The sequence below is a fragment of the Geodermatophilus sp. SYSU D01045 genome, assembly GCF_054050295.1.
In genome coordinates this window covers 161,419-186,918 of record NZ_JBJGZB010000006.1, presented here as the reverse complement: position 1 = coordinate 186,918, position 25,500 = coordinate 161,419, and the positions used below count along the sequence as shown (strand labels likewise).

The 25,500-nt window shown below is 78.0% G+C and carries 21 protein-coding genes; 15 read left to right on the top strand and 6 right to left on the bottom strand.

The features are described 5' to 3' along the window. The first annotated feature begins 121 nt into the window (after positions 1–121). The 5 genes from ACI798_RS07405 (at position 122) to ACI798_RS07385 (ending at position 6,718) form a co-directional block, all read left to right on the top strand. A complete protein-coding gene (locus tag ACI798_RS07405) occupies positions 122–427 on the top strand; it encodes an SAV_6107 family HEPN domain-containing protein (protein ID WP_456940506.1) in 306 nt (101 codons plus the stop codon). Continuing rightward, entirely contained in the window at positions 424–4,170 is a 3,747-nt protein-coding gene (locus tag ACI798_RS07400; protein ID WP_456940507.1) for a DNA polymerase III subunit alpha, read from the top strand. The genes ACI798_RS07405 and ACI798_RS07400 overlap by 4 nt, the downstream gene beginning before the upstream one ends. 109 nt (positions 4,171–4,279) lie before the next feature. Continuing rightward, positions 4,280–4,762, top strand: coding sequence for a VOC family protein (locus ACI798_RS07395; RefSeq protein ID WP_456940508.1), 483 nt, complete (start codon positions 4,280–4,282; stop codon positions 4,760–4,762). 49 nt (positions 4,763–4,811) lie between these two features. Then, positions 4,812–5,549, top strand: coding sequence for a class I SAM-dependent methyltransferase (locus tag ACI798_RS07390; RefSeq protein WP_456940509.1), 738 nt, complete (start codon positions 4,812–4,814; stop codon positions 5,547–5,549). Further along, complete coding sequence (locus tag ACI798_RS07385; RefSeq protein ID WP_457047589.1) at positions 5,546–6,718, top strand: alkaline phosphatase family protein; 1,173 nt, start codon at positions 5,546–5,548, stop codon at positions 6,716–6,718. The genes ACI798_RS07390 and ACI798_RS07385 overlap by 4 nt, the downstream gene beginning before the upstream one ends. Before the next feature lie 14 nt (positions 6,719–6,732). Here the strand turns inward: ACI798_RS07385 and ACI798_RS07380 are convergent, their stop codons facing one another. From ACI798_RS07380 to ACI798_RS07370, 3 genes are all read right to left on the bottom strand, one after another. Then, a complete protein-coding gene (locus tag ACI798_RS07380) occupies positions 6,733–7,665 on the bottom strand; it encodes a sucrase ferredoxin (protein WP_456940511.1) in 933 nt (310 codons plus the stop codon). Between the two features lie 19 nt (positions 7,666–7,684). After that, positions 7,685–8,809 carry a cupin domain-containing protein gene (locus ACI798_RS07375; protein WP_457047588.1) on the bottom strand — a complete coding sequence of 375 codons (1,125 nt, stop codon included), beginning with the start codon at positions 8,807–8,809 and terminating at the stop codon, positions 7,685–7,687. A 287-nt stretch (positions 8,810–9,096) separates the two neighbouring features. After that, entirely contained in the window at positions 9,097–9,417 is a 321-nt protein-coding gene (locus ACI798_RS07370) for a BatC protein (RefSeq protein WP_456940513.1), read from the bottom strand. 230 nt (positions 9,418–9,647) lie between these two features. Between ACI798_RS07370 and dinB the strand changes: the two genes are divergently transcribed. The 3 genes from dinB to ACI798_RS07355 all read left to right on the top strand — a co-directional run bounded on the left by dinB (position 9,648) and on the right by ACI798_RS07355 (position 11,904). Beyond that, entirely contained in the window at positions 9,648–10,820 is a 1,173-nt protein-coding gene (gene dinB / locus ACI798_RS07365) for a DNA polymerase IV (protein ID WP_456940514.1), read from the top strand. Between the two features lie 135 nt (positions 10,821–10,955). Beyond that, complete coding sequence (locus ACI798_RS07360) at positions 10,956–11,384, top strand: DUF3040 domain-containing protein (protein WP_456940515.1); 429 nt, start codon at positions 10,956–10,958, stop codon at positions 11,382–11,384. A gap of 148 nt (positions 11,385–11,532) precedes the next feature. Then, complete coding sequence (locus ACI798_RS07355; RefSeq protein WP_457047587.1) at positions 11,533–11,904, top strand: cupin domain-containing protein; 372 nt, start codon at positions 11,533–11,535, stop codon at positions 11,902–11,904. 32 nt (positions 11,905–11,936) lie between these two features. Here ACI798_RS07355 and ACI798_RS07350 read toward each other — a convergent pair whose 3' ends face one another. The 3 genes from ACI798_RS07350 to ACI798_RS07340 are packed head-to-tail and all read right to left on the bottom strand — an operon-like array spanning position 11,937 to position 16,773. Continuing rightward, positions 11,937–14,372: a transglutaminase family protein gene (locus ACI798_RS07350; protein WP_457047586.1), complete on the bottom strand. Its 2,436-nt coding sequence runs from the start codon at positions 14,370–14,372 to the stop codon at positions 11,937–11,939. Continuing rightward, positions 14,369–15,784 (bottom strand): DUF58 domain-containing protein, encoded by a 1,416-nt coding sequence (locus ACI798_RS07345; protein ID WP_457047585.1) that lies wholly within the window; start codon positions 15,782–15,784, stop codon positions 14,369–14,371. Before ACI798_RS07345 ends, ACI798_RS07350 begins: the two co-directional genes overlap by 4 nt. A gap of 5 nt (positions 15,785–15,789) precedes the next feature. Then, the gene (locus ACI798_RS07340; RefSeq protein ID WP_456940519.1) at positions 15,790–16,773 is read right to left on the bottom strand and encodes an AAA family ATPase; all 984 of its coding nucleotides are present in this window, start codon (positions 16,771–16,773) and stop codon (positions 15,790–15,792) included. Between the two features lie 317 nt (positions 16,774–17,090). Between ACI798_RS07340 and mraZ the strand changes: the two genes are divergently transcribed. The 7 genes from mraZ to mraY all read left to right on the top strand — a co-directional run bounded on the left by mraZ (position 17,091) and on the right by mraY (position 25,462). After that, positions 17,091–17,525: a division/cell wall cluster transcriptional repressor MraZ gene (gene mraZ / locus ACI798_RS07335; RefSeq protein WP_456940520.1), complete on the top strand. Its 435-nt coding sequence runs from the start codon at positions 17,091–17,093 to the stop codon at positions 17,523–17,525. A gap of 385 nt (positions 17,526–17,910) precedes the next feature. Continuing rightward, a complete protein-coding gene (rsmH, locus tag ACI798_RS07330; protein WP_457047584.1) occupies positions 17,911–18,873 on the top strand; it encodes a 16S rRNA (cytosine(1402)-N(4))-methyltransferase RsmH in 963 nt (320 codons plus the stop codon). Next, positions 18,870–19,430 carry a hypothetical protein gene (locus ACI798_RS07325; protein WP_456940522.1) on the top strand — a complete coding sequence of 187 codons (561 nt, stop codon included), beginning with the start codon at positions 18,870–18,872 and terminating at the stop codon, positions 19,428–19,430. Before rsmH ends, ACI798_RS07325 begins: the two co-directional genes overlap by 4 nt. Before the next feature lie 2 nt (positions 19,431–19,432). Then, on the top strand, positions 19,433–21,370 hold the full coding sequence (locus tag ACI798_RS07320) for a peptidoglycan D,D-transpeptidase FtsI family protein (RefSeq protein WP_457047583.1): 1,938 nt from the start codon (positions 19,433–19,435) through the stop codon (positions 21,368–21,370). 65 nt (positions 21,371–21,435) lie between these two features. After that, positions 21,436–22,980 (top strand): UDP-N-acetylmuramoyl-L-alanyl-D-glutamate--2,6-diaminopimelate ligase, encoded by a 1,545-nt coding sequence (locus ACI798_RS07315; protein WP_456940524.1) that lies wholly within the window; start codon positions 21,436–21,438, stop codon positions 22,978–22,980. Continuing rightward, complete coding sequence (locus tag ACI798_RS07310) at positions 22,977–24,386, top strand: UDP-N-acetylmuramoyl-tripeptide--D-alanyl-D-alanine ligase (protein WP_457047582.1); 1,410 nt, start codon at positions 22,977–22,979, stop codon at positions 24,384–24,386. The genes ACI798_RS07315 and ACI798_RS07310 overlap by 4 nt, the downstream gene beginning before the upstream one ends. Beyond that, positions 24,383–25,462, top strand: a complete 1,080-nt coding sequence (mraY, locus tag ACI798_RS07305) for a phospho-N-acetylmuramoyl-pentapeptide-transferase (RefSeq protein WP_456940526.1) — start codon at positions 24,383–24,385, stop codon at positions 25,460–25,462. Before ACI798_RS07310 ends, mraY begins: the two co-directional genes overlap by 4 nt. Positions 25,463–25,500 lie beyond the last annotated feature (38 nt).

The window sequence follows — 25,500 nt, the reverse complement described above, 5'->3', positions numbered from 1 at the left end:
GCGCCGGCGGCGGCCACCACCGAGCCGGGCCCCGCCGCCACCCCCCCCCCCCCCCCGCCCCCCACCGGACGCCCCCCCCCCGCCCGCCCGGCCGTCCGGCGCGGCCCCCCCCCCCGCGGGGGTGCTGGCCGCCCGCACCCGGCCGGAGAGCGGCCGCCGCCGGCCGCGCAGCGCCTGGGTGCTGCTCGAGCAGGTCGCCCCCGAGCTGGGGGAGTGGGCCACCTTCTTCGCCGCCGGCGCGGCCAAGCGCGCCGCGGCCGAGGCCGGGCTGTCCCGCGCGGTCACCGAGCGCGAGGCCGACGACCTGGTCCGCGACGCCGGGACCTTCCTCGCCGTGGTCGAGGAGCTGCTGGCCACCACGCCCGAGCCGGCGCCCCGGCCGCGCGTGGTCGGCGGCACCGCCCACCGTCCCGCCCGCGGGCGGTGAGCGGGGACCCCTTCGTCCACCTGCACGTCGCCTCCGGCTACTCCCTGCGGTACGGGGCCAACCACCCGGCCGACCTGGTCGCACGCGCCGCCGAGCACGGCATGACGGCGCTGGCGCTGACCGACCGCGACGGGCTCTACGGCGCGGTCAAGTTCGCGCTGGCCTGCCGGTCGGCCGGGCTGCGGCCGCTGTTCGGCGTCGACCTCGCGGTCGCGCCGGCGGTGGACACGACCGTGCCGCCGGCGCGGGCGCACGTGCTGGGCGAGGACGAGTTCTCCCTGCGCCGCACCGGGCACGCCCCCGCGCGGCCGGCGCCGGCGCGGCGCAGCCCCGTGCGGGGAGGGGCGAGTGTCGACCCGCGGCTGCCGCGGGTCACCTTCCTCGCCCGCGACGGCGCCGGGTGGCGGTCGCTGTGCCGGCTGACCAGCGCCACGCACCTGCGCGGCACCCGCGGCGAGCCGGTGGCCTCGCTCGCGCTGGCCGCCGAGCACGCGCCCGGGCTGGTCGCGGTGCTGGGGCCGGACTCACCGGTGGGCCGGGCGCTCGCGGCCGGGCGGGCCGACGTCGCCTCCGCGCGGCTGGCCGCCTGGCGGTCGGTGTTCGGCCCGGGCTCGCTGGTGCTGGAGGTGGTGCACCACCGCGGCCGGGGCGACCGCTCCCGCGCCCAGCGGCTGCTGCGCTTCGCCGAGGAGGAGGGCGTGCCGGCGGTGCTCACCAACGCCGTCCGCTACGTCGACGCCCTCGACGCGCCCACCGCCGACGTCCTCGACGCCTCCCGCAGGCTGGTCGCCCTCGACGCGCGGCACGTCGACCGGCGCACCGCCGAGGGTCACCTCAAGTCGGGCAAGGAGATGGCCGAGGTCGCCGCGGAGCTCGCCGGCCCCGACCGCGACGCCGCGCTGCGGCTGACCGAGCGCACCGCCCGGCTGGCCGAGCAGTGCGCCGTCGACGTCCGCGAGGACCTGGGCATCGGCACCGTGCGCTATCCCGAGCTCGACGTCGTCACCGCGCCCGGGGAGCGGGGGACGGACCCCTCCGAGGTGCTGCGCGCCCGCTGCGAGGCGGGGCTCGGCCGGCGCGGGATGGCCCGCACGGAGAGGGTGACCCGGCGGCTCGAGGAGGAGCTGGCCGTCATCGACTCCCTCGGCTACCCCTCCTACTTCCTCACCGTCGCCGACGTGGTCGACCTCATCAAGGGCCTGCGGGTCCGGGCGGCCGCGCGCGGGTCGGGCGCGGGCAGCCTGGTGACCTACCTGCTCGGCATCTCCGACGTCGACCCGATCCGGTACGGCCTGCTGATGGAGCGGTTCCTGTCCCCGCTGCGCCACCAGCTGCCCGACGTCGACATCGACGTGGAGTCCGCCCGGCGGATGGAGGTCTACGACGCGGTCATCGCCCGCTTCGGCGCCCACCGGGTCAGCTGCATCTCGATGATGGACACCTACCGGGTGCGGCACGCCATCCGCGACGTCGGCGCCGCGCTCGGGCTGCCGCCGGCCGAGATCGACGCCGTCGCCAAGGCCTTCCCGCACGTCCGGGCCAACCAGGTGCACGCCGCGCTGCGCGACCTGCCGGAGCTGCGGGCCAGCCGGATGGGCTCGCGGCGCGGTGGCGGCACCGGCGACCTCGACCTGCTGTTCGACCTGGTCGCCCGGCTCGACGGCCTGCCCCGGCACATCGCGCTGCACCCGTGCGGCGTGCTGCTGTCCGACGCCACGCTGCTCGACCGCACGCCGGTGGAGAGCAGCTACCTCGGCTACCCGATGAGCCAGTTCGACAAGGACGACGTCGAGGAGCTCGGGCTGCTCAAGCTCGACCTGCTCGGCATCCGGATGCAGTCGGCGATCGCGCACGCCCTCGACGAGGTGGCCCGGGTCGACGGCACCGCCGTCGACGTCGACGCCGTCCCGCGCGACGACCCGACGACGTTCGAGCTCATCCGCAGCACCCGGACCCTCGGCATGTTCCAGATCGAGTCGCCGGGGCAGCGCGAGCTGGTCGGCAAGTTCGGGCCGGAGACGTTCGAGGACATCGTCATCGACATCTCGCTGTTCCGGCCCGGGCCGGTGAAGAGCGACATGGTGACGCCGTTCCTGCTGGCCCGGAACGGCTGGCAGGACCCGGTCTACCCGCACGAGGACCTCGCGCCGTTCCTGCGGGAGACCGCCGGCGTCGTCGTCTTCCACGAGCAGGTGCTGCAGATCGTGGCGCAGATGACCGGCTGCGACCTCGCCCAGGCCGACGAGGCGCGCCGCGCGCTCGGCGACAAGGAGCTGCACCCGGAGGTGCGGGCCTGGTTCGTGCCGGAGGCGCTGCGGCGCTACCCGGTCGACGTGGTGGAGGAGGTGTGGGAGGTGCTGGTCGCCTTCGGCTCGTTCGGGTTCTGCAAGGCGCACGCGGCCGCGTTCGCGCTGCCCACCTACCAGTCGGCGTGGCTGAAGACCCACCACCCGGCGGCGTTCCTCGCCGGGGTGCTCACCCACGACCCGGGCATGTACCCGAAGCGGCTGATCCTCGACGACGCCCGCAACTTCGGGATCCGGGTGCTGGGCCTGGACGTCAACGCCTCGACCGGCACCTACCGGGTGGAGCGGCTGGCGCCGGAGGACCGGCGGGAGGACTGGCGGCGGCCGGAGTGGATGCCTGCGGCGATGCCCGACCCGTCGGCCTACGGGATCCGGCTGTCGCTCACCGACGTCAAGGGCATCGGCGAGGACGAGGTGGCGCGGATCGTCGCCGGGCAGCCCTACCGGTCGCTGACGGACTTCTGGTCGCGGGCCGCGGTGTCCCGGCCGGTGGTCGAGCGGCTGGTGCTCGCCGGCGGCTTCGACTCGCTGTACGGGTTCGGCGTGCGCGACCGTGAGGCCGGCCGGCCCACCCGCTCGCGCCGGTCGGTGACCCGGCGGGACCTGCTGCTGCAGATTAGCGAGCTGGACCGGTGGAGCCGCAGCGGGGCGAGGGCCGGGGCGGTGGGGCAGCTCAGCCTGGACCTGCTCGGCCTGGAGGTCCCGGAGGAGGACGGCGCCCCCGAGGAGACCGGGCCGGGCTGGGCGGAGGGCAGCGGGCTGCCGGAGTTCACCGACGCCGAGCTGGTCCGCGCCGAGCTGGAGGTGCTCGGGCTGGACGCCAGCCGGCACGTCGTCGACTTCTACCGGCCGTTCCTCTCGGCGATCGGGGCGGTGCCGGCGGGGGAGCTGCTCGGCGCCCGCAGCCACGCCGAGGTGCTGGTGGCCGGGGTCAAGGTGGCCACCCAGACCCCGCCGATCCGGTCGGGGCGCCGGGTGGTGTTCGTGACCCTCGACGACGGCACCGGCTGCACCGACTCGACCTTCTTCGAGGACGTGCAGGGCCCCTACGCGGCGACGGTGTTCCACTCGTGGCTGCTGGTGATCCGCGGGGTGCTGCGGCGCACCGGCCCGCGCGGGGTGTCGATCCGGGCCACCGGCGCCTGGGAGCTGCCCGCGCTGTACGAGGCGTGGGAGACCGGCGGCCTGGCCGCGGTGGCCGAGCACATGGCCGCGCCGGGGGAGTACACCGACCAGGCCATCGCCGGGGCGGCGGCGTCGCACGGCTCGCGGCCGGTGGTGGTCAAGCCGGTGCTCGTGCACCCGACCGGCTTCCGGATGTCGCCGTACGCCGACGTCAAGCCCGCCGGCGACGACGCCGCGACCGCCGCCCGCCGGGCTGCGGCAGCCGCCCCGCGCAAGCTCTGGCACTCCAGCCCGGGCAGCTCGGGCCACTAGCACCTCCCGCGGCCCGCCGCGGCTCCGCGCAGCGATGAGTCCGGGGCGCCGGTGGCGTCTGTCCTCCCGAGCGCCGGCGTCCCGGCCGGCGCCGCGGAGGAGGGCAGCCATGCCGAAGCAGATCCCGTGCCTGTGGTTCGACACCGAGGCCGAGGAGGCCGCGCGGTTCTACACGTCGATCTGGCCGGACGCCGAGGTCCTCGGCACCGTCCGCTACGGCGCCGAGGACCCGGCGCGGGAGGGGCAGGTCCTCACCGTCAGCTGGCGGCTCGGCGACACCGAGTACGTCGGCCTCAACGGCGGCCCGCAGGACTGGCGGTTCAGCGAGGCGATCTCCTTCCAGGTGCTGTGCGCCGACCAGGCCGAGGTCGACCACTTCTGGGACCGGCTCACCGACGGCGGCGAGGAGGCCCCCTGCGGCTGGCTCAAGGACCGCTTCGGCGTCTCCTGGCAGGTCGTGCCCGTCCGGCTGCTGGAGCTGCAGGCCGATCCCGACCCCGACCGGCGGCGGCGTGCCGTCGAGCAGATGTTCACGATGCGGAAGATCGTCGTCGCCGACCTGGAGCGGGCCGCCGACGCGGTCTCCGCCTGACCCGGCCGCGGGCCGGTGCGGGCAGGCGCCCGCCACTAGGGTCGGACGGGTGACCGCCCCCGCCCCGTCCACCGGCGAGCAGCTGCCCGTCCGGACCGCCGCGGTCTGGGCCGCGCTCGACCCGCTGGCCGGCGCGGGCTCCCCGCTGCGGGTCCTCGACGTCGGCGGCGGCAGCGGCGTCTTCGCCGTCCCGCTGGCCCGCCGCGGCCACGAGGTCACCGTCGTCGACCCCAGCGCCGACGCGCTGGCCACCCTCGAGCGGCGGGCGCAGACCGCCGGGGTCGGCGACCGGGTCCGCGGCCTGCAGGGCGACGGCGACCTGCTGCACGAGCTGCCTCTCGCCGACGGCGGCTACGACCTCGCGCTGTGCCACGCCGTCCTCGAGGTGGTCGACGACCCCGCCACCACCCTCGGCGAGATCACCCGCGCGCTGCGCCCCGGCGGCCGGGTGAGCGTGGCGACCGCCAACCGGGCCGGCGCCGTCCTCGCCCGCGCGCTGGGCGGCCACCCCAAGGAGGCGCTGGCCCTGCTCGAGGACCGGGACCCCGCCCCCGGCCGCACCCGCCCCGCCCGCCGCCGCTTCGGCTCCGAGGACCTCCTCGCGCTGCTGCGGAACGCCGGGCTCGAGCCGGAGGAGTGGCGCGGCGTCGCCGTCGTCGCCGACCTGCTCGACGCGAGCTCCGGCGCCGACCCCGAGGCCGTCCGCCGCCTCGAGCTCGCGCTGGCCGGCACCTCGCCCTACCGCGACGTCGCCGCCGGCCTGCACGTCCTGGCCGCGCGCCCGTGACGGCGCTGCCGCCGGACCTCGTCCGCCCCGCCTACGGCGCGGCCAGCCTCGCCGACGTCCTGCCCGGCGCGGCCGCCGCCCTCGGGGTCGGCGTCGACCGCGGCGGTCTGCCCGCCGACCCGCTCGGCCTCACCGCGGCGCTGGCCGGTGCCCGCCGGGTCGCCGTCCTGCTCGTCGACGGCCTCGGCGCGCACCTGCTGCGCGCGCACGCGTACCTCGCCCCGGCCCTCGCCGCGCTGGCCACGCCCGCCGGCGACCTCGCCGCCCCGTGCCCGAGCACCACCCCGGTCAGCCTCGCCACGCTCGGCACCGGCGTCCCCCCGGGAGGGCACGGCGTCCTCGGCTTCGTCACCGCCGTCCCGGGCGAGGACCGGCTGCTCAACCACGTCCAGTGGGCCGACGACCCCGACCCCCGCGACTGGCAGCCTCGCCCCACGGTGTTCGAGCAGGCCGCGGCCGCCGGCCTGCCGGTCACCGCCGTCGCCCCCTACGCCTACGCCGGCTCCGGCCTGACCACCGCCGTGTACCGGGGCGCGGCGTACGCGGGCACGGTCAGCGCCGGCGACCTCGCCGCGGTGCTGCTGCAGTCGCTGGCCGCCACCCCCACCGGGCTGGTCTACGGCTACACCCCCGAGCTCGACCTCACCGGCCACGTGCGCGGGGTGGACTCCGACAGCTGGCGGGTGCAGCTCACGCTGGTCGACCGGGTGGTCGAGCAGGTGGTCGCCGGCCTGCCCGACGACGCCGCCCTGCTGGTCACCGCCGACCACGGCATGCTCGACGTCCCCGCCGGCACCCGCGTCGACGTCGACGACGAGCCCGCCCTACTCGACGGCGTCGCGCTGCTGGCCGGGGAGCCCCGCGCCCGCTACGTGCACACCGTCCCCGGCGCGGCCGCCGACGTCCTCGACGCCTGGCGCGGCGTGCTCGGCGACCGGGCCTGGGTGGCCGGGCGCGAGGAGGCCGTCGCCAGCGGGGTGTTCGGCGCCGTCGGCGAGGGGATGGCCGCCCGCATCGGCGACGTCGTCGCGCTCGCCCGCGGCCCGTGGGCGGTCACCGCGTCGGCCGCCGAGCCGGGGCCCAGCCGGCTGGCCGCCTACCACGGGTCGCTCACCGACGCCGAGGTCGCGATCCCGCTGCTGCTCGCCCGGGGCCGGGCGCTCACCTGACCGACGGGGGCGGCTCAGCGGACCGGGGACACCGACAGCGCCGTCCACGTGCGCGGGTGTGCCGCGTGCACCGCCCGGCAGGTCAGCTGCGCGGCCTCGTCCGCCGGGCGGCTCTCCACCCGCACCACGACGTCGCCGTCCGTGCCGCCGAGCACCACCTCGAACCGCTCGACGCCGCCGGCGTCCTCGGCCGCGGTGGCGGCCAGCCGCCGGGAGCCGCGCACCGGCAGGTCGTCGACCCCGAGCAGCCCCAGCCGCTCGCGGGCGGCCTGCTGGGCGGCCTGCACCGGCCCCGGCAGCCCGGCCCGCCCGCGCAGCCACGGCAGCGCCACCTCGCCGCGCGCGTGCGCGGCCACGAGGTCGGCGCCGTCGCCGGGCACCTGCCCGTAGGCGAACCCGTGCGGCAGCACCAGCACGTTGGAGGCGAACCGGCAGCCGCCGAGGTGGCTGCACTCCCAGACGTCGGCGGGCGCGGGCATCGCCGCGGCCAGCGGCCGGCCGCGCAGCGCGCAGCAGGCGTCGTGCTGCCCGTGCGTGCACACCAGGTACGCCGGCCGGTCGGCGCGCTCGCCGACCGAGCCGTCCCAGGGGGCCCCGACCAGCTCGGCGTCGTCGTCGCGGGTCGACCACCACAGGCCCTCGCGGCCCGGGCGGCCGTCGGCGTAGGCCCAGCGGCGCCCGGAGTCCGCGGCCCGGTCGCCGGGCCGGCGGACCAGCAGCACCCGCACGCCCTCGGCGCGGGCGCGCGCGGCCAGCCGGGCGGTCACCGCCGGGTCGATGCGGGAGCCGGTCAGCGCGTCGCGGCCCCACGGGCCCGGCTGCTCGACGAGCAGCCAGCGCTGCGCCGGCCCGGCCGTGGCCACGGGGGAGTCCCCCCGGACCAGGGCCGTGACCGAGCAGCGGGTGGCGTCGAGCCGGCCGGCACGGGCGGGGACGGTGGCGGTCACCCGGGAGGAGGCGACGGGGTCACGACCCGGTCCCGAGGGCGTCGGCACGCTCCCCATCGTCCCCGCCGGCGTCCGGCGCCGGGGCGCCAGGTCCGTGTGGACCCGGCTCGGGGGCGGTGGCCGGGACGCCGTCGACCCCGTGCGCGCCCTGCACCGCCGCGCCGGCGACCAGCGCGATCGACTCGGTGACCAGCCGGCGGGCGAGGGTGAGCCGGTCGTCGGCGTCCAGGCCCGCCAGGTCGGCGACCTTGAGCTCGCCGGCGGCCAGCAGGCCCTCGAGCGCGGCGCGGGTGGAGGCGGGGAACTCCAGCCGGCGGCGGCCGGCCAGCAGGGCGACCCGCCCGCCCTCGGCGGTGGCCGGGGCGTCGCGGAGCGCGCAGCGCAGCCGGCGGCGCAGCCGCAGCACGGTGTCCGGGCCGAGCGCGGCCGCCGCGGTGGCCTGCGCCAGCGGCGCGACCGGCTCGGGGCGCACCTGCGACCAGGTCCGCGAGCGCAGCCGCTCGGCGACCTCGCCGGGGTCCACCCGGCCCAGCCACTCCTGCAGCGCGGTCACGACCGTGGCGACGTCGTCGCGGACCGACGCCGGATCGGACAGGTCCAGGCCCAGCGGCAGGGCGCGGCGCAGCTCCCGGTCCTCGGCGGCCAGCACCCGCACCAGGTCCAGCGCCGACTCGGCCGCGGCCCAGCGGGTCACCGAGTGCACGCCGATGGTCAGGTGCGCGCTGGTCTGCCCGAGCGCGACCGCCGAGTGCAGGTAGCCGCGCGGCAGGTAGAGGGTGTCGCCCGGGCGCAGGACGGCGTCGACCACCGGCTCGCGCTCGGCGGCCGCGGCGACGGCGGCCCGGCGGTCGGTCCACGGCTGGGTGCGCAGCGGCTCCTCGAGCACCGGCTCGTGGATGGTCCAGTGCTTCTCGCCGGCCACCTGCAGCACGAAGACGTCGTGGACGTCGTAGTGCGGGCTGAACCCGCGCGAGGACGGCGGCGTCACGTACGCGTTGACCTGCGTCGGGTGCCCCAGGTCGGCGGCCAGTTGGTCGGCGAACTCGATCAGCGGCGGCCAGAGCCGGTGCAGGCCCTGCAGGACCACGGTGCTGCCGTCGGCGAACAGCCGCAGCACGGCGTCGGAGGAGACCTGGTCGGCCACCTCGGCGCCGGCGCCGCCGGAGGTGGTGAACCGCTGGGCGTCGACGACGGCGCCGTCCTTGGCGATGCGCAGGAACGGCGTGCGCAGGCCGCGCCGCGACAGCAGCTCGTCGACGTCGGTCAGCGTCAGCAGGTCGGTGAACGACTCCCCGGTGTCCTCGGCGCGGGCGAGCAGCGGGCGGCGGGACCAGTACCGCTCGGCGAAGACCGCGGGGTCGAGGTGCGTGCACCGGCGCAGGGCCGGGCGGGTGTCAGCCCCGCCCGGCCCCGCGCCGGCCGGGTCCTGGCTCAGGCCGAACCGTCCGCGCCACCGTCGGCGCCGCCGTCGGCACCGCCGTCCGCACCGCCGTCGGCCGGGCCGTGACCGGCGCCGCCGTCGGCACCACCGTCGGCACCACCGTCGGCGCCGCCGTCCGCACCGCCGTCGGCACCGCCGTCCGCGCCGCCGTCCGAGCCACCGCCCACCGCGCCGCCGTCGGCCGGGCCGTGGCCCGCGCCGCTGTCGGCACCGCCGTCGGCGCCGCCGTCGTGCTGGCCGGGCGTGCCCTCGCCGGCACCGCTGTCGGCCGGACCCTCCGTGCTGGTCATGTCGTCGTCGTCGAGCGCCATCGGGCTCCTCCGGGATCCGGGTCGGGACCGTCCGCCGGACGACGGTCGGTCGTGTCCCACCTACCTCGCCCGTGCGCCGGTCACACATGCGCCGACCAGCGTCGTCACGAGCTCCCCGGACACGCCGGGGACGGCGCGCCGCCGCCGGCGGGGGACCGTTAGTCTCCGAACACGTGTTCGAGCGGGGAGGTCGCGTGCGGTCGTCGGGCGGGCGTGCCGAGGGGTGCACGGTGCTGCACGTCGACATGGACGCGTTCTTCGCCAGCGTCGAGGTGCGCCGGCACCCCGAGCTCGCCGGCACGCCGGTCATCGTGGGCGGCGCGGGCAACCGCGGGGTGGTCACCTCGGCCACCTACGAGGCCCGCGCGTACGGCGTGCACGCCGCCATGCCGACGGCGCGGGCGCTGCGGCTGTGCCCGGCGGCGACCGTGCTGCCGGGGGACGTGGGCCTCTACGCCGAGGTGTCCCGGGCGGTCATGGCGCTGTTCCGGTCGGTGACCCCGCTGGTGGAGCCGCTGAGCCTGGACGAGGCCTTCCTCGACGTGGGCGGGGCCGGGCGCCGGCTGGGCGACGCCGCCGAGATCGGGGAGTACCTGCGCGCCCGCGTCTTCGACGAACAGGGCATCACCTGCTCCGTCGGCGTGGCCGGCACCAAGTTCGTGGCCAAGCTCGCCTCCACCCACGCCAAGCCCGACGGGCTGCTCGTCGTCCGCCCGGCCGAGGTCATCGACTTCCTGCACCCGCTGCCGGTCGGCGCGCTGTGGGGCGTGGGCGCGAAGACCGAGCAGGTGCTGCTGCGGCTGGGGCTGCGCACCGTCGGCGACCTCGCGCACGTCCCGGCGCGCACCCTGCAGCGGGCACTGGGCCCCGCCGCCGGCGCCCACCTGCACGAGCTGGCCTGGGGCCGCGACCCCCGCCGGGTGGTGCCCGACGAGCCGGAGCGCTCGACCGGGCACGAGGAGACCTTCCCCACCGACGTCGACGACCCGGCCGTGATCCACCGGGAGCTGCTGCGGCTGTCCGAGCGGACGGCGGCCCGGCTGCGCGCGGGCGGCTGGCTGACCCGCACGGTGAGCATCAAGGTCCGCTTCGCCGACTTCACCACCCTCACCCGCAGCCGCACCCTCGGCGTCCCCACCGACGTCGGGCAGGAGGTGTACGAGACCGCGCGGGCCCTGTTCGACGCGCTCGGGCTGGACCGGGCGCGGATCCGGCTGGTCGGCGTGCGGGCCGAGCGGCTGGTCCGGTCCGGCGAGGCTCCCCGGCAGCTCGAGCTCGGCGCCCGCGAGCACGGCCGCCGCGACGCGGAGCTCGCCGCCGACCGGGCGGCCCGCCGGTTCGGCGCCGGCGCGGTGCGGCCGGCCACGCTGCTGCACCGCGACCGCGACCGCCGGGTGCGCTGAGGCGGGCCTGGGGGCCCGTCACGGACCCCCGGAGGGGTGGTCCCGACGGCAGTGCGGCGGGTCGCCGCGCACTCGCCTTTCGCACCCCGCCGACGGCTCGTATCCTCGGTGTCACCACCGGGTACGGGCCCGGTGGTGTCTGGCTCCGCCCACCTGGAGGTCTCGGTGCCGCTCTCCGAGCACGAGCAGCGACTGCTGGAGCAGATCGAGCGCGCCCTCGTCGACGACGATCCCAAGTTCGCCTCCTCCGTCCGCACCGGCGACCGCAGGCTCAAGGCCCGGCGGAAGCTGCAGCTCGGTGCGCTGCTGGTCGTGGTGGGCCTGGCCGTCCTCGTCGGTGGCGCCGTCGTCCCGTCCGTGCCCCTGGGCGTCCTCGGCTTCCTCGTGATGTTCGGCGGTGCCGCGCTCGGCGTCCTCAACTACCGCTCGGCCACCGGCGCCGTCGAGACCGGCCCGGCCGGTGCCCGCGGCGCGCAGGCCGGCCGCGGCCGGGGCGGCCGCCCCCGCCGGCAGCCGCTGAAGAACCGGCTCGAGGAGCGCTTCCGCCGCCGCTACGACCAGTAGCCCGCGAGACCCCGCCGACGGCCGCCGTCCCACCCGGGACGGCGGCCGTCGCCGTTCCCGGCACCGTGGCCTCGGGGGTCGACCGCCCGGGGGGCGGGTGGGGACACTGGAACCGCCACGAACGGGCCGCTCGGGAGGGGGAGTCCCGATGACGCAGACACAGCCCCTGGAGCACGTGTCCTTCGACCGTCCCGACGAGGTGCGGCAGGGCGACAACTGGCGGCTGGAGCTGGTGCGCCTGGCCGGCGACGTCGAGGTCGGCAGGATCACCGTCCAGCCCGGCTGGCGGTGGTCCGAGCACGTCAGGCCGGTCGCCGGCACGGACCTGTGCGAGGCGCCGCACCAGCAGTACCACCTCTCCGGCCGCATCCACGTCGTCATGGCGGACGGCACCGAGCTCGACGCGGGTCCCGGTGACGTCACGACGCTGCCGCCGGGACACGACGCCTGGGTCGTGGGGGACGAGCCGGCCGTGGCCGTCGACTGGCACGGCGCCTCGGTCTGGGCGACCCGGCAGTAGACCCCGCCGGCCCGGGACCCGCGGGGTCCCGCTCAGGCGACGGGGGTCCGGCGGGGCAGGCGGGCGGTGACCGCCGCCCCGAGCGCGTCACCCAGCGACGCCGGCCACAGCAGGGCCCGGAGCCGGGCCCCGGGCGCCGCCGCCGCGGCCAGCCCCCGCCGCGCCCGGGTCAGCGCGGCGCCCAGGGACGGGTCGGCGGGCGCGCCGGGACGGCCGTAGCTGGCCGCCTCCTCCGCGCGGGCCAGCTGCCCGATGGCGTCGGCCGCGCCGGGGACGCCGGCGCCGTGCGCGCCCCCGGCGACGGCGACGCCGTCGAGGGTGCGGCTCAGCGCCGCCGCCTGCTGCCGCGGGGTCTGCGCGGGGTCCCAGGGCAGGCCGAGGTCGCGCGCGGTCGCGGCGAGCTCGTCCCACAGCGCGGCCGGGCTGCCGCCGGCCACCCGGCGGCGGCGCTGCAGCGCCCGGGCGCCGGCGGGCGCGGCCAGCAGCGCGGCCAGCCCGAGCAGCACGCCGGCGGCGAGCAGCACCGGGCGCGCCGACGACGTCTGTGCGGCCGTCGTCGTGCCCTGCGGCGTGGCGCCGTCGACCCGGTCCCGCTGGGGCGTCGGGACGCTCTGGGGCGCGGTCGGTGCGGTCGGGACGTCCTGCGGGCGCTCGAGGACCTCCTGGTCGGCCGGCCGCGGCGCCCACGGCAGGTCGACGGCGCGCTCGCTGTCGATCGGGGTCGGGTCGAACGGCACCCAGCCCAGGTCGTCGAAGTACACCTCGACCCAGGCGTGCGCGTCGTCGCTGGTGACCAGCCGTCCGCCGCCGGGCTGCACCCGGCCGGGGGTGTAGCCCAGCGCGACCCGGGCGGGGATGCCCGCGGCCCGGACCATGGCGGCCATCGCCCCGGCGTACTGCTCGCAGTAGCCCTGCTTGAGCCGCAGGAAGTCGGCGAGGTCGTCGCCGCTGGTGCCCGGCCGGGTCGAGAGGCTGTAGACGAAGCCGTTCGCGCGGGAGAAGTGGCCCTGGATGGCGCGCACCGCGTCGTAGGGGGTGGCCGCGCCCGCGGTCAGGCCCGCGACCAGGTCGGTGACGGCGGGGTCCAGCGGCGGCAGCGCGGTGTCGCGCTCGCGCACCGGCGAGCCGGCCGGCACCTCGCCGGAGGCGCGCAGGTCGTCCTCGGTGGGGCTGGGCTCGACCGCGGTGACCCGGTAGCTGCGGCCCGCGGTGGTGACGTCGCGGCCGAAGACGGTGCCGGTGGCCGGGTCGAACCGCCAGGCGTCGGCGTCGTCGATCTCCACCGTCAGGGGAGAGGTGGGCACCGGCAGGAACCGGTCGTCGTGGCCGACCGCGGTGATCGTGGCCTCGACCCGCCGGCCCTCGCGGCGGCCGGGCAGCGGCGCGAGGTCGCCGGGCTGCGCCACCGACGTCTCGCCGTCGAGGTTGCCCACCGTCCAGCCGTCCTCGGCGCTGTAGACGTCGAGGGTCACCACGCGCAGGTAGCCGGGGTCGAGGACCGAGGCGTCGAACCGCAGCAGGTCGATCGGCTCGGGCAGCGTGAGCTGGCCCTGCAGCGCCGCGGCCGCGTCGAGCGCGGTGCCGGTCGACCCGCCGCCGCCCCCGGGACCGAAGCCGGCGGCCAGCCGGCCCTCGGGCAGGGTCGGCACCACGCTGCCGACCACCAGCGCGACGGCCAGGGCCAGCACGGCGGTGCCGGTCGCGGCGGGCCCGCCGGCGCCGCCCCGCCGCCCGGCCCGCGCCGCCAGCCGGCGCGCCTGGTCGGCCCACAGCAGCAGCGCCAGCCCGGCGGCCGGGGCCGCGAGCGCCGTCAGCCCGATGCTGCCGGTGACCGTGCTGACCGGCACACAGAACAGGACCAGCAGCCCCAGCCCGGCGAGGGCCGGCTGCCGCCCGCCGACGGCGATCAGGTCGACGACGACGGCGACGATCCCGACCAGCAGCACGGTGAGCGCGAGCAGGCCGGTCAGCGGCAGCGCCGGCGTGGACTGCTCGCGGACCTCGGCCGACCCGTCGGTGAGCACCACGGCGAGGTCGCCGAGGGAGTCCGGGGTGGGCAGCCAGCCTCCGATCGCCTCGCCGGGCGCGAACAGCGCCGTCATCAGGCAGAGCAGGGCGGCGAGCTGGCCCAGCGGCACCAGCGGGACGCCGGCGGCGCCGGCGCGGGCGGGCAGCGCCCGGCCGCCGGAGGCCCAGGCCCACAGCGCCGGGCCGGCGGCGCGCAGCGCGAGCCCGCCGAGGGCGACCACCGCGATCGCCGCCAGCGCGGGCGGCACCCAGGCCGGGCGGGTGAAGACCGGTGCCAGGGCGCAGCTGCCCAGCGCGGTGGCGACCGCGGCGGCCAGCGTCGTGCCGCCCTCGCGGCGCAGCGTGCCCGGAGGCACGGGCGCGGCCGGCGGGGGTGGGGGGACCGGCGGCGGGACCGGCCCGCCGGACCGGACCGGGGGCGGCGGCGCGAGGGTGGTCATGCGAGCACCCCCAGGACGTCGCCGGGCCGGGCGCCCGCGGCGGCGGGGGCGAGGTCGGCCCACACGGCCTCGACGGTGCGCGAGGAGTCCGCGACGACGACCTGCCAGCCGGCGCCGCGCAGCAGCGCCGCGGACTGCTCCAGCTGGGCGGTCAGCGCCGAGCGCGCCGTCGCCGACAGCCCCCGCTTGCTGTGGGCGCCGGGGTCGGCCCAGCTGGCCACGTCCAGCAGCACGGCGACGTCGGCGGACGGGCCCGAGCGCGCGGCGACCAGCTCGGTCAGGTCGTCGGGGCCGACGGCGCCGAGCAGCGCGACGACCGGGCCCTCGCCGGCCACGCGGTGCAGCAGCTCCGCCGCCGGACCGAGGCCGGTGCCGCGGCCGGGGGCGAGCGCGGCCAGCCGGTCCAGCAGCTCGACGGGCCCCAGGGCCGCCCGCGCGGCGGGGGCGGCGCGGCCGCCGTCCGGGGCGGTGGGGGTGAGCTCGCCGGCGGTGGTGACCACGCGCAGCGCGGCGCCGCGCCGGGCCAGCGTGGTGCCGATGCTCGCCGCGGCCTCCACCAGCCACTCGAGGCTGTCCTGCGGCGGCGCCGGGTCGCCGGGGGGGCCCGGGACGGTGCCGCCGGCGGCCGGTCCCGGGCCGGCGGCGCGGGTGAGCAGGTGGGCGCGCAGGCGGGTGTCGAGCAGCAGCGCCGCCTGGGCCCGCCAGGGCCGCTCCTCCAGCCGCACCATCAGCTCGCCGGTGCGGGCGGTGGCCCGCCAGTGCACCTTCCGCAGGTCGTCGCCGTGCCGGTACGCGCGGGTGCTCACGTCGTCCTCGCCGTGCACCGCGATCGAGCGGCGGGCGCCCTCGCCGCCGCCGCCGTGCCCGCCGCCCGGCCCGCCGGGCCCCAGCGGCCGGACCCGCGGCACGACCACCAGGGGGGCGCCGTCGGTGCCGCTGGTGGTGCGCTGCACCAGCCCGAAGGGGTCGACCAGGCGCAGCCGCAGCGGGCCGAGCCGGAACCGGCCGCGGCGGGCGCCGGACACCCGGTAGCGCATGCCGGCCGTCGCGCCGGCGGGCAGCCGCTCGACGACGAAGGAGCGGGAGCGGCCGAGCTCGGGCGGCAGCTGTTCGGACAGCAGCCACAGCCGCCCGGTGCGCCGGTCGGCGTTGGTGACCTCGAGCAGCACCTCGGCGTCCTGGCCGCGTGGCACCCGCGACGGCGACACGGTGCGCCGGACGCCGACGCGGAACCGCTGCCGGGCGACGGCGACCGCCGACAGCAGCGGCAGCGCGAGCACGAAGACGGCGATCTGCACCAGCGGCCGCTCGCCGAGCAGCGCGCCGAGGCCGAGCAGGGTGGCCCCCGCGGCGACCAGGCAGCGGCCGCGGAGGGTGAGCGAGGTCAGCGCCGTGCGCAGCGGCCCACCCACGGCGGTCAGCGTCCGCGGAGGACGGGCACGGTGGACAGCAGGGCGGTGACGACCTGCTCGGCGGTGCGGCGGGCGGCCGCGGCGTCGGCGGTGAGCAGCAGCCGGTGGGCGAGCACCGGGACGGCCATCGCCTGCACGTCGTCGGGGAGCACGTGGTCGCGGCCGGCCAGCGCCGCCCACGCCCGCGCGGTGCGCAGCAGCTGCAGCCCGGCCCGCGGCGAGGCGCCCAGCCGCAGCTCGGGGGAGCGGCGGGTGGCCTCGACCAGCGCGACGACGTAGCGGCGGATCGCGTCGGAGACGTGCAGCGACTGCACCGCCGTCACCAGCGCGCGGACCGTGCCGGCGTCGGCCACCGGCGTCAGGGAGGCCAGGGGGTCGGCGGTGCCGCGGTCGTCGAGCATGGCGACCTCGGCCTCGCGGTCGGGGTAGCCCATCGACACCCGCGCGGTGAACCGGTCGCGCTGGGCCTCGGGGAGGGGGTAGGTGCCCTCCATCTCCACCGGGTTCTGGGTGGCCATCACCAGGAACGGGCGGGCCAGCTCGTAGCTGACGCCGTCGACGGTGACCTGGCGCTCCTCCATGCACTCCAGCAGCGCCGACTGGGTCTTCGGCGAGGCCCGGTTGATCTCGTCGGCGACGACGACGTTGGCGAAGACCGCACCGGGCTTGAACTCGAAGGCCCGGGTCTCCTGGTCGTAGACGGCCACGCCGGTGACGTCGCTCGGCAGCAGGTCGGGCGTGAACTGGATGCGGCGCACGCTGGCGTCGATCGAGCCGGCCAGCGCCTTGGCCAGCGTCGTCTTGCCGGTGCCGGGCACGTCCTCCACCAGCAGGTGGCCCTCGGCGAGCAGCACCACGAGGGCCAGGCGGACGACGTCGGGCTTGCCCTGGACGACGCGGGACACGTTGGCCGCGATGCGCGCGCCCTCCGCCGCGACGTCGACCGGCAGCCCCGCCGTCCCGTCCGCCGCACGCATGGTGTCGGTCACCCGGCCCACGGTACGTGCCCGGGACGGTCCGCAACGTGTTCGCGCACCGCCCCCACCGGACCCCTCCCGTCCCCCCACCCGGGACGCCGCCGGAACCGCTCCGGGTGGGCCGTCCCCCCACCGCGCCCCACCCGGCCGCCCCCCGCCGTCCCCGCGCCCCTGACCTGCACGCCAGCCGGTGGGGGAGGCGGGTCACGACATGGTGTCGAGTGGTGTCTGGTGGGGCGTAGTGGGTTAGTGTGTGGCGCGGTGGGGAGCCAGGGCCCGTCCCGGGTCCGCAGAGGACACGAGGAGGACCACATGGGGGAGGTGATCCGGTGTTCGTCGGCAGCTTCGCCCTGCGTCTCGACGAGAAGGGCCGGCTCGCGCTCCCCGTCCGGTTCCGCGACCAGGTGGCCGACGGCATGGTGATCAAGAAGGGCCAGGAGCGCTGCGTCTACGGCCTGACCATCGCGCGGGTCGCCGAGCAGAGCCGCGCCGCCGCCAGCATGGCCCCCGCCGACACCGCCGAGGCCCGGATGCGCGCCCGCATGAGCTTCGGGTCGATGGTCGAGGTCGAGCCGGACAAGGCCGGCCGCATCACCATCCCGGCGAACCTCCGCCAGTACGCCGGCCTCGACCGCGACGTGGTCGTCGTCGGCGTCGACACCCGTTTCGAGATCTGGGACCAGGCCACGTGGGACGCCTACGTGGAGGAGCAGGAGGCGGCGTTCGCCGCCATGGAGAGCGAGGGGATGCCCACGCTGTCCTGACCCCCGTCCCGCCGGTCGCCCCGACCCCCGCACGCCCGTCCGCGAGCCGACTTCCCCGCGGCTCGACTGGGTGCGGCCCGAACCGTCTTCCCCGCGGCTCGGACCCCGTGCGCAGGCGGCGCTCCCCGCCGCCGGTCGGACCGGCCACCGGCAACCGGCGACCCCCGCTCCCCGCGACCGCCTCCTGACGCTCTTCCCCGGCGCCAGGCGGCACCGCGGGGGCGGGGGTCTCCCCTTCCCGGCCCCCTCCCCGGTCCCTCGCGGTTCCCGGACGCCGTTCCACCGCGGCACGCCCGGTCGGCTCCCCCAGCCGGAGCGCCGTCCGCGTCACCATGAGACGCCCGCCCAGCCGCCCCCGCTGGGCCCGACCCGCGAGGAGGACGACGTGAGCGCACCGGCCGTGCACGTCCCGGTCCTCCTCGACCGCGTCACCGGCCTGCTCGGCCCGGCCTGCGCCGCCGACGGCGCCGTGCTGGTCGACGCCACCCTGGGCCTGGCCGGGCACTCGCTGGCCCTGCTCGACGCCCACCCCGGGCTGCGCCTGGTCGGGCTGGACCGCGACCCGCACGCCCGCGCCGAGGCCGCCGCCCGCATCGCCGCCGCCGGCCACACCGACCGCGTCACCCTGGTGCCCGCCGTGTTCGACGAGCTGCCCGACGTGCTCGGGCGCCTCGGCATCGACGAGGTGCAGGCGGTGCTGTTCGACCTCGGCGTCTCCTCGCTGCAGCTCGACCGCGCCGACCGCGGGTTCAGCTACGCCGCCGACGGGCCGCTGGACATGCGGATGGACCCCGGCGCGCCGCGCACCGCCGCCGACGTCGTCAACACCTACCCCGCCGCCGAGCTCGCCCGGGTGCTGCGGGTGTACGGGGAGGAGCGCTTCGCCTCCCGCATCGCCGCCGCGATCGTGCGCGAGCGGGCGCGCGAGCCGTTCACGCGCACCGAGCGGCTGGCCCACCTGGTGCGCGACTCCATTCCCGCCGCCACCCGCCGCACCGGCGGCAACCCGGCGAAGCGGACCTTCCAGGCGCTGCGGATCGAGGTCAACGACGAGCTCGGCACGCTGCAGCGGGCGCTGCCGGCGGCGCTGGACGCGCTCGCCGTGGGCGGGCGGGTCGCCGTCATCACCTTCCACTCGCTCGAGGACCGCATCGTGAAGCAGACCCTCGCCGCCGGTGCCACCGACCGCACGCCGCCGGAGCTGCCGGTCCCGCTGCCCGAGTACGGCTCGGTGCTGCGGCTGCTCACCCGCGGCGGCGAGGGCCCCACCGACGACGAGGTCGCCGCCAACCCGCGCGCGGCGTCCGCCCGCGTCCGCGCGGCCGAGCGCATCCGGCGGCCGGCGTGAGTGCGGCCGCGCGCGCGTCGCGCGCCCAGCCCTCGGCACCGGGGGAGCGGGTCGCCCGCGCCCTGCCCAGCCGCCCGCTGCGCGCCCTGCCCTCCCGGCCGGCCCGCACCCGCGCCACCGGCCCGGCGCCCCGGGTGGGGACCTCCCGGACGGCGTCCCGCACCGCGCCCCCCGAGCTGCGCCTGCTGCCCGGCGGCGCGTCCCGCACCCGCTCCGCGGCGGCCCGGCGCCGGGCGCCGTTCGTCCTGCTGGTCGTCGCGCTGCTGGTGCTCACCACCATCGGCCTGCTGGTGCTCAACACCTCCATCGCGGTCAACTCGCTGCGGGCCACCGAGCTGCGCAACGCCAACGCCGAGAAGGCCGAGGAGGTGCAGGAGCTGGAGCAGCAGGTCGTCTCCGGCAGCACGCCGGCGCAGCTGGCCGCGGCCGCCGTCGCCGCGGGCCTGGTGCCGGCCGGCGCGGCCGGGCACCTGGTGGTCGGCGCCGACGGCAGCGCCACCCTGCGCGGCACCCCGCAGCCGGCGCCGGACCCCGCCGCCGCCGGGGACGAGGGCTGAGCGTGGCCCCGCCCGCCCGCGGCCCCGAGCCCGCCCGCCGCACCCCGCCCCGCACCGCCGCCCGCGGCGGGGTGCCCCGTCCCGTCCCGCGCGCCGGCGGCCCTCGCGGCCCGCGCGAGCCGCTGCCCCGCTCCGGCGCGTTCGTGCCGCGGCGCGCCCCGGGCAGCCGCCGGGTCGGCCGGCCGCTGCGCATGGGCGCCAAGCGGCTGCGGTGGGGGCTGGTGCTCGTCGTCGTCCCGCTGCTGTTCGTCACCGGCAAACTGGTGCTGCTGCAGGGCGTCGACGGCGCCGCCTACGCCAACGCCGCCGAGCAGGACCGGCTCGCCGAGTACCCGATCTCCGCCCTGCGCGGCGCGATCGTCGACCGCAACGGCCAGCCGTTCGCCTACACCGTCGACGCCTCCCGCGTCGTCGCCGACCCCACCGTGGTGGAGGACCCCGAGCGGACCGCGCTGGCGCTCACCGCCCTGCTCGACGTGCCGGTGCCCGAGCTCACCGAGCTGCTCACCCGCGACGGCCGCTACGTCGTCCTCGCCCGCCAGGTCTCGCCGGAGACCGTCGACGCCATCGACGCCCTGGGGCTGGCCGGGATCGTCTTCGAGGACGACCCGGTGCGGCTGTACCCGACCGGGGCCGTGGGCGGCCAGGTCGTCGGCTTCGTCGGCCGCGACGGCGACGGCCTGGCCGGCATCGAGCTGCAGTTCCAGGACGAGCTCGGCGGCACCGACGGCATGCGGCGGGTCGAGGTCGGCAGCGGCGGCCACCCGATCCCCTCGGGCATCGACGAGTCCACGCCGGCCACCGACGGCAGCACCGTCGAGCTGACCGTCGACCAGGACGTCCAGTTCACGACCGAGCAGCGGCTGGCGGAGGCCTGCTCCGACGGCGCGACCACCCGCGCCTCGGCCGTGGTGCTCGACGTGCACACCGGCCAGGTGGTCGCGATGGGCTCCTGCCCCGGCTACGACCCCGCCCAGGCGAGCAGCACCGACCCGGAGCTGCTGGGCAACCCCGCGGTGACCAGTATCTTCGAGCCGGGCTCGGTGATGAAGGCGGTGACCATGGCCGCCGCGATCGAGGAGGGCAAGGCCACCCCGGACCGCGTGCTGAACGTCAACGGCCACATCCAGGCCGGCGACGCCGTCGTCACCGACGCCCACGACCACGCCCCGGTCGACTGGACGGTGACCGGCATCCTCGCCAAGTCCAGCAACGTCGGGACGATCATGCTGGCCCGCGAGGTCGGCGACGCCACGCTCGAGCGCTACCTGCGCGCCTTCGGCGTGGGGGAGGAGACCGGCGTCGAGCTGCCCGGCGAGAGCGGCGGCCTGCTCGCGGACTCCGACGAGTGGGAGGCCAGCCGGGCGGCCAACATCGCCATCGGCCAGGGCGTGTCGGTGACGACGCTGCAGATGGCCTCGGTCTTCCAGACCATCGCCAACGGCGGCGTCCGCGTCGCCCCGCGGGTGGTGGCCTCGGTGACCGCGCCGGACGGGACGACGTCGACGCCGGACGCGCCCGAGCCCACCCGGGTGGTCAGCGAGGCCACCGCCGACGACCTCGCCTACATGCTCGAGGCCGTCGTCGGCCCGGGAGGCACCGCGCCGCTGGGCGAGGTCGAGGGCTACCGGGTGGCCGGCAAGACCGGGACGGCGCAGCGGGCCAACCCCGAGTGCGGCTGCTACGCGGGCGGCGGCTACGTGACGACGTTCGTCGGGTTCGCCCCCGCCGACGACCCGCAGTACGTCGTCGCCGTCGACCTCGAGCGGCCCAGCAGCTCCGCCGAGGGCGGTCAGGTCGCCGCGCCCGTGTTCGCCGACGTCATGCGCTACGTGCTCACCGAGCGCGGCGTGGTGCCGTCGGGGACGCCGCGCCCGGACTTCGCGCTCACCGGCGAGGACCTCGCCGAGGCCGCGACCGGCGGCCCCGCGGGCGACTAGTCGCGCAGCGCCGAGCCCCTGCGGGTGCGCGGGGCGGGCGGGTGCCGACGGTAGATTGGCCAGACGTGAGCCCGACCGGAACCGGGTCGGTGCCCCGGCCAGCGGGGACCCGCCCGCTCGCTCTCAGCGCGCTGCGCGACCTCGTCGGCGACCCCGTGCAGGGCGACCCCGCCACGCCGGTGCGCGGCGTGACCCTGGCCACGACCGAGGTGCGGCCCGGCGACCTCTACGCCGCGCTGCCCGGCGCCCGCACGCACGGCGCCCGCTTCGCCGCCGACGCCGCCGACCGCGGCGCGGTCGCCGTCCTCACCGACCCCACCGGCCGCGAGCAGGCGGTCGCCACGGGCCTGCCGGTGTGCGTCGTCGACGCGCCGCGCGCGCTGCTCGGCGACGTCGCCGCGCGCGTCTACGGCGAGCCGGCCCGCCGGCTGCCGGTCGTGGGCATCACCGGCACCAACGGCAAGACGACGACGGCGTACCTGGTCGAGGCGGGCCTGGCCGCCGCCGGGCGCGGCACCGGGCTGATCGGCACCGTGCAGACCCGCACCCGCGCCCGCGGCGCCGAGACCGCCTTCCCCAGCGTCCGCACCACGCCCGAGGCACCCGTGCTGCACGCGCTGCTCGCCACCATGGCCGAGTCCGGCGTCGACACCGTGGTCATGGAGGTCTCCAGCCACGCGCTGGTGCAGGGCCGGGTCGGCGGCGTCCCGTTCGCCGCCGCCGGGTTCACCAACCTCAGCCAGGACCACCTCGACTTCCACCGCGACCTCGAGGACTACTTCCAGGCGAAGGCGCTGCTGTTCGACGGCCGCGCCGCCCGTGAGGTCGTCGTCGTCGACGACGGGCACGGCCGCCGGCTGGCCGGGATGCTCGGCGGGCGCGCGGTCACCGTCTCGGCCGAGGGCGCCCCGGCCGACTGGACCGCCACCGGCGTCGCGCCGGCCCCCGACGGCGGCTCGGCGTTCACCCTCACCGGCCCCGGCGGCACCTGGCCCGCCCGCGTGCGGCTGCCCGGCCGGTTCAACGTCACCAACGCCGCGCTCGCCGTCGCGCTGCTCGACGCCGTCGGCGTGCCGGTGGCGGCCGCGCTCGAGGGGATCGCCACCGCCGTCGTCCCCGGGCGGATGGAGCCGGTCGACGCCGGCCAGCCGTTCACCGCGGTCGTCGACTACGCCCACACCCCCGACGCCGTCGCCTCGGCCCTCGCCGCGCTGCGCGGCGCCACGACCGGCAGGCTGGTGACCGTGCTCGGCTGTGGCGGCGACCGCGACCCCGGCAAGCGGCCCGCCATGGGCGCCGCCGCGGCGCTCGGCAGCGACCACCTGGTCGTCACCGACGACAACCCGCGCTCGGAGGACCCGGCCGCCATCCGCGCCGCCGTCCTGTCCGGCGTGCCGGCGGAGCGGCGCGGCAGCGTGGAGGAGATCGGCGACCGCCGGGCGGCCATCGCCCGTGCGGTGGAGCTGGCCCGGCCGGGGGACACCGTCCTGGTCGCCGGCAAGGGACACGAGACGGGTCAGGAGGTCGCCGGCACCGTGACGCCGTTCGACGACCGCGCCGTGCTGCGCGAGGTCCTCACCGCGGCGGCCGCCGGGGCGGCCCGCCGGTGATCGCCCTGACCCTCGCCGAGGTCGCGGAGGCCGTCGGCGCCACGCTCACGCCCGCCGCCGACCCGGCCGCCACCGTCACCGGCGTCACCCTCGACTCCCGCACCGTCGCCCCCGGCGACCTGTTCGTCGCGGTCACCGGCGAACGGGTCGACGGGCATGAGTTCCTCGACGCCGCGGCCGCCGCCGGCGCCGCCGCCGCGCTGACCACCCGCCCCGGCGGGCCGCTGCCGGCGCTGGTCGTCGACGACACCGTGGACGCCCTGGGCCGGCTGGCCGCCGCGGTGCACGCCCGGCTGGCGGCGGGCGGGCTGCTCACGCTCGGCATCACCGGCTCCTCGGGCAAGACCTCCACCAAGGACCTGCTCGGCCAGGTGCTCGCCGCCGCCGGACCGACGGTCAGCCCGCCCGGCTCGTTCAACAACGACATCGGCCTGCCGCTGACCGTGCTGTCCGCCGACGAGGGCACCCGCCACCTGGTGCTGGAGATGGGCGCGCGCGGCGTCGGGCACATCGCCCGGCTGTGCGCGGTCGCCCGGCCCGACGTCGGCGTGGTGCTCAACGTCGGCTCGGCCCACCTCGGCGAGTTCGGCTCGGCCGACGCCATCGCCCGGGCCAAGGGCGAGCTGGTGGAGGCGCTGGCGGAGACCGGCACCGCCGTCCTGAACGCCGACGACGCGCGGGTCGCCGGCATGGCGCCGCGTACCCGCGCCCGGGTGGTCACCACCGGCCGGTCCGCCGGCGCCGACGTCCGCGCCGCCGACGTCACCCTCGACGACGCCGCCCGCGCCCGCTTCACCCTCGTCGCCGGGGGCGAGGAGCACCCGGTCGCGCTGCAGGTGGTGGGCGAGCACCAGGTGGCCAACGCGCTGTCGGCCGCGGCCGCCGCGCTCGCCGCCGGCATGACCCCCGCCGCCGTCGCGCGGGCGCTGTCGGCCGCGGAGCCGCGCAGCCGCTGGCGCATGGAGGTCACCCGCCGCGGCGACGGCGTGACCGTCGTCAACGACGCCTACAACGCCAACCCCGAGTCGATGCGCGCCGCGCTGGCCGCGCTCGCCGGGCTGCCCGCGACCCGGCGGGTCGCCGTCCTCGGCGGGATGGCCGAGCTCGGCCCCGACGCCGAGGCCGAGCACGAGCGCCTGGGCCGCGACGCGGTCGCCGCAGGGGTCGACCTGCTCGTCGCCGTCGGACCCGATGCGGTAGGGATGGTGTCGGGTGCCACGGCCGCCGGTGCCCACCACGGGGAGGGCCACGGGACGCAGGTCGCGTCCGTGCCCGACCGAGCGGCCGCTCTCGACCTGCTCTCGGAGGTGCTGGTGCCCGGTGACGTCGTGCTGGTGAAGGCCAGCCGGGCCCACGGGCTGGAGGTCCTGGCCGACGGCCTGCTGACCGCCGGGGCAGGCGCGTGAAGTCCGTCCTCATCGCCGCGGCCTTCGGGCTGTTCATCTCGATCCTGTGCACCCCGCTGGCGGTGCGGGCCTTCCGCCGGCGCGGGTTCGGGCAGGAGATCCGCGACGACGGCCCCGAGAGCCACCTGTCGAAGAAGGGCACGCCCACCATGGGCGGCACCGTCATCGTCGGGGCCACGGTGGGCGGCTACCTGATCTCCCACCTGTTCCTCGTCGGGCAGCCCAACCGGGGGGTGACCGCCAGCGGCCTGCTGGTGCTGTTCCTCATGGTGGGCCTGGGCACCGTCGGGTTCCTCGACGACTACCTCAAGATCCGCTTCCGGCGCAGCCTCGGGCTGAACAAGACCTCGAAGCTGGTCGGCCAGCTGGTGGTGGGCGTCGCGTTCGCGGTGCTCGCGATCAACTTCCCGGACGAGGCCGGGGTCACCCCGGCGTCGGAGTTCGTCTCCTTCGTCCGCGACATCGACCCGCTGTTCCTCGGCTCGGTCGGCTTCGTGATCCTCGCCTACCTGTTCATCGCCGGGTTCTCCAACGCGGTGAACCTGACCGACGGGCTGGACGGGCTGGCGGCCGGCTGCTCGGCGATGGTCTGCGGCGCCTACACGGTCATCTCGTTCTGGCAGTTCACCCACGACTGCTCCGGCGCGCTGGCCGCCGGCTGCTACGAGGTGCGCGACCCGCTCGACGTCACGCTGGTCGCCGCCGCCGGGCTCGGCGCGTGCCTGGGCTTCCTGTGGTGGAACACCAGCCCGGCGCGGATCTTCATGGGCGACACCGGGTCGCTGGCCCTCGGCGGCCTGCTCGCGGGGCTGGCCGTGGTCACCCGCACCGAGCTGCTGCTCATCGTCCTCGGCGGCCTGTTCGTCGCGGTGACGCTGTCGGTGGTCATCCAGGTGGCCTTCTTCCGCGCCACCCGGCGGCGGGTGTTCCGCATGGCCCCCCTGCACCACCACTTCGAGCTCGCCGGGTGGGCGGAGAACACCGTGATCGTGCGGTTCTGGCTGGTCACCGGGATGGCCGTGGCCTTCGGGCTGGGCCTGTTCTACGCCGACTGGCTCTCCATCACCGGGCTGTGAGCGCAGGGCCGCGGAGGGGTCCGGTCCGCGGCGACCGG